The organism is Tardiphaga sp. (assembly GCF_028290785.1).
Lineage (GTDB): Bacteria > Pseudomonadota > Alphaproteobacteria > Rhizobiales > Xanthobacteraceae > Tardiphaga.
This window is the reverse complement of record NZ_JAQGJD010000041.1, coordinates 1-9004: the sequence shown is the minus strand read 5'-3', so window position 1 is coordinate 9004 and position 9004 is coordinate 1. Positions and strand designations below refer to the sequence as shown.

The following is a 9004-nucleotide window of genomic DNA, read 5'->3' as shown; positions in this document are numbered from 1 at the left end:
CTACACGTGGGACCACGTCCATATCCGCACGCCCGACGTCGAGGCGATGGCGCAGTGGTTCGCCGATATTCTCGGCGCCGAGATCGTGCGCGGAGCCGCGCGGACCGATATCAAGCTCGGCGGCGGCATCATTTTTCTGGCCGACGCCCCGAGCAGCGTCAACCCGCCGCCGGTGACGCCGTATCAGGGTCTCGATCATATCGGCCTGTCGGTGAAGGACATCGATGCCGTCGCAGATTCGCTGAAGGCCAAGGGCGTGGTGTTCACCAAGGAGCCGACCACGATCCGTCCGGGCGTGCGGGTGTGCTTCATCCGCGGGCCGCTGGGGATTTCCATCGAACTGCTGGATCGGGATGCGAAGTATCAGATGTGATGCGATCGTAGGGTGGGCAAAGCGAAGCGTGCCCACCACGTTTCCGCGAGGAAGATGGTGGGCACGGCGCAAGTGCGCCTTTGCCCACCCTACGGGTCAGCGCCGTCCGAACAGCTTCTCGATGTCGCTGAGCTTCAGCTCCACATAGGTCGGGCGGCCGTGGTTGCACTGGCCGGAGTTCGGCGTGTCTTCCATCTCGCGCAGCAGCGCGTTCATCTCTTCCGGCTTCAGCCGCCGCCCCGAGCGCACCGAGCCGTGGCAGGCCATGGTGGCGGCGACGTGCATCAGGCGTCGCTCCAGCGGCAGCGCTTCGTCCCATTCCGCCATGTGCTCGGCGAGGTCGCGTAAGAGCGAGCCGGCGTTGGTCTTGCCCAGCAAAGACGGCGTCTCGCGCACCGCGACTGCCCCCGGGCCGAATGAATCGATTGCGAGGCCGAAGCCCGCCAGTTCCTCGGCGCGGTCGAGCAGTTGCTCGACGGTGGCCTCGTCCATCTCGACGATCTCCGGGATGAGCAGTAGCTGGCGCTGCACGCCGTTGGCGGCAATAGATGCCTTCAGCCGCTCATAGACGATGCGCTCGTGGGCGGCATGCTGATCGACCACGATCATGCCGTCGCGGGTCTGCGACACGATGTAGTTCTCGTGCAATTGCGCCCGCGCGGCGCCGAGCGGACGATCGATCAGGTCGTTGTTCGGCGCCGCCTCGAAGCGCACATCCGCGGTCGGCGTGCCGACATCGAACGCCGCCTGGCCGGGTTCGGCCAGCGCCGCCGAGCCGTCGAAGCCCGGCATCGGGCCTGTCGGGTACGCCGCGGGATACGACGGCGAGCGCCGCCAGTCCCAGTTGGCATTCGGGCGTGGCGGAAAGTTCGGCGCAAAATTCGGGCGGAACGAGTCCAGCACCGCGCCGTCGCTATTGGCGGCGGTGCGACGGCCTTCGCGGGCGAGGCCCTCTTTCAGCGCATGCACGATCAGCCCGCGCACCAGCCCGGCATTGCGGAAGCGTACCTCGGTCTTGGCGGGATGCACGTTGGCATCGACCTCCTGCGGGTCCAGCGTCACGAACAGCGCCACCACTGGATGGCGGTCGCGCGGCAGATAATCGGAAAAGGCGGCACGCACCGCGCCGATGATCAGCTTGTCGCGCACCGGACGGCCGTTGACGAACAGGTATTGCCCGAGCGCATTGGCGCGGGTCAGCGACGGCGCGGCGGCGAAGCCTTCGACCACGACGCCTTCGCGCTCGGCGCGAACTTCGATGGCGCTGAGCCTGAACTCCGGTCCGAGAATATCGCCGAGCCGGGTCAATTGCCCGGCCGGGCCGGGCAGGGCCGCGGCCCAGGTCACCGGCGCGCGTTCCTCGCCGGCCATCGAGAAAGCGATGTCCGGCCGCGCCATCGCCAGCCGACGCACCACTTCGCGGATCGCCTCGGCCTCGGTGCGGTCGGTCTTGAGAAACTTCAGCCGCGCCGGCGTCGCATAGAAGAGATCGCTGACCTCGACGCGAGTGCCCTGGCTGAGCGCTGCAGGCATGATCGGGGACTTGTCGCCGGCGTCCACATTGAGCGACCAGGCGTGCGGCTCGGAGGCATGCCGCGTGGTGATCCCGAGCCGCGCCACCGAGCCGATCGAGGGCAGCGCCTCGCCGCGAAAACCCAGCGTGCGGATCGACAGCAGGTCCTCGTCGTCGAGCTTGGAGGTGGCGTGGCGGTCGGTGGCCAGCGACAGGTCGGCATGAGTCATGCCGGCGCCGTCGTCGGTGATGCCGATCCGCCGCCGGCCGCCGCCGTCGCTGAAAATATCGATGCGGGTGGCGCCGGCATCGATCGCGTTCTCCACCAGCTCCTTCACCACGCTGGCCGGCCGCTCCACCACCTCGCCGGCGGCGATGCGGTTGACAATGGTTTCGGGGAGCTGGCGGACGGGCATAAATGGGACTCAGGCGATGGAGCGCTAATTTAGGTGATTTTGCCGGGCGGCGGGAGGGTCACGGGCGATCTCTCCCCGTTGTTTCCGCATCGGTGCCTGCCGCATATGCGGCGGTTTCCGCAAGATCGTCGCGAAATGACCGCGCTGTGTCTCAACTGCGAACACACGCCGGGGCTTCCATGGTCCTGCGTCGCTCGCGGCATAGGTTCGTGCGATCGATGGCTCCGCAACATGCGGGCGGCGCAACATTCTGCGGCTCCGTCCTCGTGCGACCATCCAGGAGAATCGAATGAAGATTGTAAGAACTTCGGCGATCGCCCTTACGCTTTCGGCCATGCTGGCCGGCCCGGTTCTGGCGCAGGGCGCCGCATCGGATACCCAGTCCCGAGGCACCGTGCAACAGGGCGGCGCCATGCAGCGCGGCGGCGCGGCAGGAGGCGCTGACACCGAACTCAATGCTCAGGCGCCCGGCGCCAAGGCCGGGGCCGCGACCAAGGGCACGGTGGGTTCCGGCAGCGGTGGGACGGCGCGCGGCACGGCCGGCGCGACAGGCAATGCGGCGCCTGGCGCGGCGCCAAATGGTCTCGACGCCGCCGGCGATGCCGCGGCAGGGGCCAAACGACGTTAGCGCGATCTGAAGTTTGAGTTTGCTCGCGGTCCAAGCGCGGGCGCGCCACGGCTCTTCCGAAAGGGAGAGCCGTTTTCGTTTGAACGCCGGCGTTCGCCGGACGCGGCGGGGAATGTGTGGCGTGGCGGTCGGCGGACAGCGACAGGTCGGGGTGGGTCATGCCGGCGCCGTCGTCGGTGATGCCGATCCGCCGCCGTCGCTGAAAATGTCGATGCGGGTGGCGCCTGTGTCGATGGCGTTCTCCACCAGTTTCTTCACCACGTCAGCACGTTGTGCTGCACCGCGTTCGTGAGACGGGGAACCGCGAAAATATTGTGACCTCGCGTGGCCCGGTATATCGTTTGGAAAAGCTCTAAAAACGATAGGAAACGCCATGTGCACGCTGTTCGCCCACCAGCCGTCGCGTGACTACGAATCGCAGACCCGCTCGTTGCGGATCGGTGGCCATTGCACCTCGATCCGGCTGGAGATGTCGTTCTGGGACACGCTGGAGGAAATCGCCGCGGGGCAGGGCCTGAGCCTGGCGAAATTCTGCACGACGCTGCATGACGAAGTGCTCGACCACCGCGGCGAGGTCAGCAATTTCGCATCGCTGCTGCGCTGCTCGTGTTTGATCTATCGCTCGCGCACTGCGCCGGCAGCGTTCGACGGCCGCGCGCAGATGCTGGTGGCGGCGGAGTAGGGCGCGGGCATGACCGAGGAATGGTAGGTGGGCAAAGCGAAGCGTACCCACGCACCTTATGTTCAGCGCTGACACGCGTGGGCACGGCGCAAGGGCGCCTTTGCCCACCCTACGATGACTGGCTCACCCGCACCCTCTTGCAAGCAGGAGAGGTGAAGGGCTCCCTCAAATATCCTTCCTCTGCATCGCGCCGGCGATGTGGTCGGCTTGCCGGATCGCCAGCGCGACGATGGTCAGGGTCGGGTTGCAGGCCGCGCCTGACGTGAACTGGCTGCCGTCGGAGACGAACAGGTTCTTGATGTCGTGGCTCTGGCCGAACTTGTTGACGACGCCGTCCCGCGGTTTCGCGCTCATCCGGTTGGTGCCCATGTTATGCGTGCTCGGATAGGGCGTGGTCGGGTAGGTCACCGTGGCGCCGATCGCTTCATAGACGGCCGCGCCCTGCCGGTAGGCGTGGTTGCGCATCGCGACGTCGTTGGGGTGGTCGTCGTAATGCACGCTGGCGACCGGTATGCCGAACTTGTCCTTCGCTGTGGGGTCGAGGGTGATGCGGTTGGTTTCCTGCGGCATGTCCTCGCCGACCAGCCACATCCCTGCCATCCGCGGATACTGCTCCATGGCGCTGGTGAACGGCCGGCCCCAGGCGCCTGGATTGAGGAAAGCGGCCATGAACGGCAGGCCGAGCGACAGCGTCTCCATCTCGTAGCCGCCGAGGAAGCCGCGCGACGGATCGTGGCGCGCCTCGTCGCGGATGATGCCGGCCATGGTGGTGCCGCGATACATGTGCACCGACTTTTCGAACGCCGCATAGACGCTGCCCGTCATGTGCCGCATGTAGTTGCGGCCGACCTGGCCGGAGGAGTTGGCGAGGCCGTCGCTGTACATATTGGACGCGCTGTTGAGCAGCAGGCGCGGGCTCTCGATGGAATTGCCGGCGACTGCAACGATGCGGGCCTTCTGGCGCTGGGTCTTGCCGACCTCGTCGGCATAGATCACCGCGGTGACCTTGCCGTTGGCGTCGTGCTCGATCTTCAGCGCCATGCAGCCTGGGCGCACTTCCAGATTGCCAGTGGCTTCGCCTTTCGGAATCTCGGTGTACAAAGTCGACCACTTGGCGCCGGACTTGCAACCCTGAAAGCAGAAGCCGATCTGCTGACACGATCCGCGACCGTCGCGCGGCTCGCTGTTGATCGCCATGCGGCCGGTATGGACCTCCTTGTAGCCGAGCTTGCGGGCGCCGGCTTCCATGACCTTGAAGTTGTTGTTGCCGGGCAGGCCGGGAATGTTGTTGGTGCGGGTCACCCCCATCTTGTCTTCGGCCTTGACGTACCACGGCTGCATTTCGCTGAGCGTCACCGGCCAGTCCAGCAGGTTGGCGCCGGGCAAATTGCCATAGGTGCTCTTCGTCCTGAACTCGTGTTCGTCGAAGCGCAGCGACGCGCCGGCCCAGTGCACGGTGGAGCCGCCCACTGACTTGACGATCCACGCCGGCAGGTTGGCAAAGTCCTTCGCCACCCGCCATGAGCCCGACGTGGTGCGCATGTCGGTCCAGGCCAGCTGCGTGAAGCTTTCCCATTCGTTGTTGACGAAGTCCTGGATCTCGGTGCGCGGTCCGGCTTCCAGGATCACCACGTTGACGCCCTTCTGCGCCAGTTCATTACCGAGCGTGCCGCCACCGGCGCCGGAGCCGACGATCACCACCACGCCGTCGTCATTGAGATCGAATTTGGCCATGCTGTATCCTCCCAACTGTTTTTTGCTGCGCGATGCCGGTCAGACCTTCGGCAGCCAGTCGATGTCGTTGAAGCCGCGCTTGATGTAGCCGCCGTGCTCGGCAGAGGAGCCCTCGTAGCCGAACTTCGGCCACAGCGCTTCCTGGTTGTAGAGCGACACCACGAGGTCGCCACGCAGCGTCTTGAAGAACGAGGTCTGTTCGATGCCCTGCAGCAGTGCGACGCGGTCGGCCTCCCACGGCACTTGGACGTAGTTGAGCTTGTGGCGGTCCTTGGCATCCTGATCGAGCCGGCGCACACCGTCCTCCAGCATCGCCTTGACCGCGGGATCCGCAGCGGCCTTGCCGTCCCACGGCCTGACTGCAGTGATGTAGTAGCTATCGACCAGGAAATCGTGCGGATAGATATCGCGCGCCACCTTGACCATGGTTTTCAGGGTCGCGGGCGCAAGCGCGGTAGCGTCGGCGGCCCAGGCATCTTCGATGGCGACGGCGCCGACTGCGGCGACGACGGGTACTGCGGTTGCCGCGCCCTGGAGAAAGATCCGGCGGCTGTATTGGCTGCGTCGATCGACTTCTCGCATTGTATCCTCCTTGGAATTTTTGATTGTTTGGTTCGTTGCGCCTATCCGAATCGTCCGCCCTTCTCGATTACCTCGATCTTGTAGCCGTCGGGATCGCTGACGAAGAAGAACCGCGCCAGCGTGCTGCCGTCATGCTTGAAATCGCGCAGAGGTCCGGGCAGCAGTTTTTCGCGCTCGAAGCGCGCGTGTTCGGCATCGACGTCATCGACCACCACGGCGAGATGACCGTAACCGTCGCCAATGGCGTAGGGCTCCTTGCGGTCGAAATTCACCGTCAGTTCCAGCTCAAACGACGAGGACGGGTGGCGCAGATAGATCAGCGCGAAATCGGGAAAAACCAGCCGGTCGGCGATATCGAGCCCGAAGGCGCGCGCGTAGAAATCAAGCGCGCGGGCTTCGTCGATAACGCGGATCATCGAATGCACAGGCTTGGCCATTCAGTTTAGTCCCTTGAGATAGTTGATGATGGCCGCGCGTACTTCGGGTTTTGGTTGGCGGTACGCCATGCTGCTGCCGGCGACCACCGCTTGCGGATTGGTGATCCAGGCGTCGAGGCGGCTTTCATCCCAGACAAAATGCGCCTGCGCCAACCCCGGCGAATAGAGGAATCCCTCGTGCGTTCCGGCCTCGCGGCCGACCACCTTCGCGAGCGGCGGTCCCTGGCGCGGCGGATCGGTCAGGTTGATGGCGTGACAGGTGGCGCACTGCTGCTTGAATAAGGTCGCCTCATCGAGCGGCTTGGCGGCAGGCAGCGCCATCTGCGCGACGGCGATGTCAGTCGCCAGCAGTGCGCTGCAAAATGCCAATCCGATCGAGGTAGAAGTGCGTCGCATCATGGATACGTCCGTTCGCCGTTGTAGAGCTTAGGTCGCGGCACGCGGACGGTGGTAGTAGCGGGCTGTTGCTCAGGTCCCAAAGAACGTGGTGTCAGTCGTCGAAGCCGCCCGAGCCACGTTTGGATTTGACGTCGCTGCGGCGCTTCTTGCCTTCCAGGCGACGGGTCTTGGAGCCCAGAGTCGGCTTGGTGGCGCGGCGAGGCACCGGGCGGAAGGCGGCTTCCACCAGCAGTTCGGTGAGGCGCGCGATGGCATCGGCCTTGTTGCGCTCCTGGGTGCGGAAGCGCTGGGCGTGGATCACGATCACGCCATCCTTGGTCATGCGCTGGCCGGCCAGCGTGCGCAGCCGGATCGCCATGTCCTCGGGAATCGTCAGGCGCTTTGAGTCGAAGCGCAATTGCGCGGCGGTCGAGACCTTGTTGACGTTCTGCCCGCCCGGACCCGAGGCGCGCACGAACGTCACCTCGATGTCGTCCTCGTCGATGGAGAGATTACGCGCAATCCGCAGCATGGGGTCACCGGGTGAAAGATGAGCCTGTGTAGCAGATTCTGCGCGACGTGAGGCGGGCAACGCCCGCCTGATCCACGCCGACCTCTCCATGTCGTCCCCGCGAACGCGGGGACCCATAACCACCCTCAGCGAAAGTGAAACGGCAGAGCCGCGGCGACAGCGTTTCTGTTTCTTCTCCAGCGCGTATGGGTCCCCGCGTTCGCGGGGACGACCGGGGAGAGAGCGGTAGCTATCACGACCAGAGAGCGCGCAGCGCTGCGGCCTCAGTTCGCCTTCGGTGCCGTCACGATCGGCATCGCGGCGGCCTGTGGGGCGCGGCCGACGACGACGGTGACCAGACCGTCGGCCCACAGCTTCTTCGCGGCGGCCTTGGCCTGGTCCAGCGTCACCGCATCGACCACGGCGTTGCGCTTCTCGATGTAATCGATCGGCAGCTTGTCGAGCTGGTACTGCAGCAGGCCGGAGGCGAGTTTCGACGAGGTGTCGAGCGCCAGCATCTGCGAACCCTTGAGATACGACTTGGCTTCGTCGAGCTCGGTCTGGGTCGGGCCTTCATCCGCCATCCGCTTCACTTCCGCGGTGACGGTATCGACGGTGTCGGTGGCGCGGTCGGCGCGGGTCGCGGTGTTGCCGAGGTAGATCCCGGAATGCTGCATCCACAGCAGCGAGCCGGACACCGAATAGGCCAGGCCGCGCTTCTCGCGCACTTCGCGGTACAGCCGCGACGTCAGTCCGCCGCCGCCGAGGATGTGGTTGACGATATAGGCCGCCATGAAGTTGGGGTCGTCGCGCTTGACGCCCGGGCTGCCGAAAGTCACCACGGTCTGCGGCACGTCGAGCGTGACAAAGGACTTCTGCGGCGGCTTGGTGGCGACGATGTCGGGCACCGGCACCAGGCTGGCCTTGGCCGGCAATCCGCCAAAGGTCTGGTCGAGCAGTCGGCCGAGCGTCGCTGCATCGACGTCGCCCACCACCGCGATCTTCAGCGTGTCCTTGGCGACGATGCGGCCCTTGTAGGCCTTGATATCATCGACCGTGATGGCCGGCACGCTGGTCAGCGTTCCGTTGCTCGAGCGGCTGTAGGGATGGTCGCCGAAGGCGAGCTCAAGAAACTTGCGGCTGGCGATCGAGCCGGGATTGCTGGTCTCGCGGCGCAGGCCAGACAGGATCTGGGCGCGAATGCGCTCGATATCGACGGCGTCGAAGCGCGGCTCGCTGAGCGACAGCCGCAGCAGGTCGAAGGCTTCGTCGCGATTTTCCGTCAGCATCCGCAGCGAGCCGCGGAAAGTGTCGCGCTGCGCGCTGTAGCTGAGTTCGATGGCGCGGCGTTCGAGCCGCTCGTGGAAGGTCTTGGAATCCAGCTCGGCTGCGCCCTCGTCCATCAGGCTGGCGACCATGTTGGCGGTGCCGGACTTGTCCGCGGGATCCTGCGCCGCACCGCCGCCGAACGCGTATTCCATCGCGATCAGGGGTACCGTGGCGTCCTGCACGAACCACGCCTCGATGCCGCCCGGCGATACCAGGTGCTGGATTTTTGCGGCGGCGCGCGACGGGGCGGAGGTCAGCGAGGCCAGGGCAAAAGCTGCGGTGAAAGCCAGCGCCGCGCGGCGGGTGATGCGGATCATGTTCACGAGCGCTTCTCCTCGCGCTTCGGCGCGGTGTCCTTGATCAGATAGCCGGTGACCGAACGCTTCTTGTCGAGCCATTTTTGCGCGGCGTCGCGGACCTG

The 9004-nt window shown here is 65.5% G+C and carries 10 protein-coding genes and 1 pseudogene; 3 read left to right on the top strand and 8 right to left on the bottom strand.

Annotated features, from left to right (window positions below; genetic code table 11):
- Positions 1–373: VOC family protein (locus JWR89_RS02365; RefSeq protein WP_299711324.1), on the top strand; the 373-nt coding region annotated here is incomplete at its 5' end.
- Positions 374–469: 96 nt separating this feature from the next.
- On the opposite strand, the gene mutL is transcribed toward JWR89_RS02365, so the two are convergent.
- Complete coding sequence (gene mutL, locus JWR89_RS02360) at positions 470–2302, bottom strand: DNA mismatch repair endonuclease MutL (RefSeq protein WP_299711322.1); 1833 nt, start codon at positions 2300–2302, stop codon at positions 470–472.
- A gap of 289 nt (positions 2303–2591) precedes the next feature.
- Between mutL and JWR89_RS02355 the strand changes: the two genes are divergently transcribed.
- The gene (locus JWR89_RS02355; protein WP_299711321.1) at positions 2592–2930 is read left to right on the top strand and encodes a hypothetical protein; all 339 of its coding nucleotides are present in this window, start codon (positions 2592–2594) and stop codon (positions 2928–2930) included.
- 115 nt (positions 2931–3045) lie between these two features.
- Here JWR89_RS02355 and JWR89_RS02350 read toward each other — a convergent pair.
- A pseudogene (locus JWR89_RS02350) lies at positions 3046–3203 on the bottom strand (ATP-binding protein); the annotation flags it as partial.
- A gap of 100 nt (positions 3204–3303) precedes the next feature.
- Between JWR89_RS02350 and JWR89_RS02345 the strand changes: the two are divergent.
- The gene (locus JWR89_RS02345; protein WP_299711318.1) at positions 3304–3612 is read left to right on the top strand and encodes a ribbon-helix-helix domain-containing protein; all 309 of its coding nucleotides are present in this window, start codon (positions 3304–3306) and stop codon (positions 3610–3612) included.
- Positions 3613–3777: 165 nt separating this feature from the next.
- Here JWR89_RS02345 and JWR89_RS02340 read toward each other — a convergent pair whose 3' ends face one another.
- The 6 genes from JWR89_RS02340 to JWR89_RS02315 all read right to left on the bottom strand — a co-directional run bounded on the left by JWR89_RS02340 (position 3778) and on the right by JWR89_RS02315 (position 8900).
- A complete protein-coding gene (locus tag JWR89_RS02340) occupies positions 3778–5346 on the bottom strand; it encodes a GMC family oxidoreductase (protein WP_299711315.1) in 1569 nt (522 codons plus the stop codon).
- A 39-nt stretch (positions 5347–5385) separates the two neighbouring features.
- The gene (locus JWR89_RS02335; protein ID WP_299711312.1) at positions 5386–5928 is read right to left on the bottom strand and encodes a gluconate 2-dehydrogenase subunit 3 family protein; all 543 of its coding nucleotides are present in this window, start codon (positions 5926–5928) and stop codon (positions 5386–5388) included.
- 41 nt (positions 5929–5969) lie between these two features.
- Complete coding sequence (locus tag JWR89_RS02330) at positions 5970–6365, bottom strand: VOC family protein (RefSeq protein ID WP_299711310.1); 396 nt, start codon at positions 6363–6365, stop codon at positions 5970–5972.
- A complete protein-coding gene (locus tag JWR89_RS02325) occupies positions 6366–6686 on the bottom strand; it encodes a c-type cytochrome (protein ID WP_299711330.1) in 321 nt (106 codons plus the stop codon).
- A 169-nt stretch (positions 6687–6855) separates the two neighbouring features.
- Positions 6856–7275, bottom strand: coding sequence for an alternative ribosome rescue aminoacyl-tRNA hydrolase ArfB (arfB, locus tag JWR89_RS02320; protein WP_299711308.1), 420 nt, complete (start codon positions 7273–7275; stop codon positions 6856–6858).
- A gap of 263 nt (positions 7276–7538) precedes the next feature.
- Positions 7539–8900 carry a pitrilysin family protein gene (locus JWR89_RS02315; protein WP_299711327.1) on the bottom strand — a complete coding sequence of 454 codons (1362 nt, stop codon included), beginning with the start codon at positions 8898–8900 and terminating at the stop codon, positions 7539–7541.
- Positions 8901–9004: the final 104 nt, after the last annotated feature.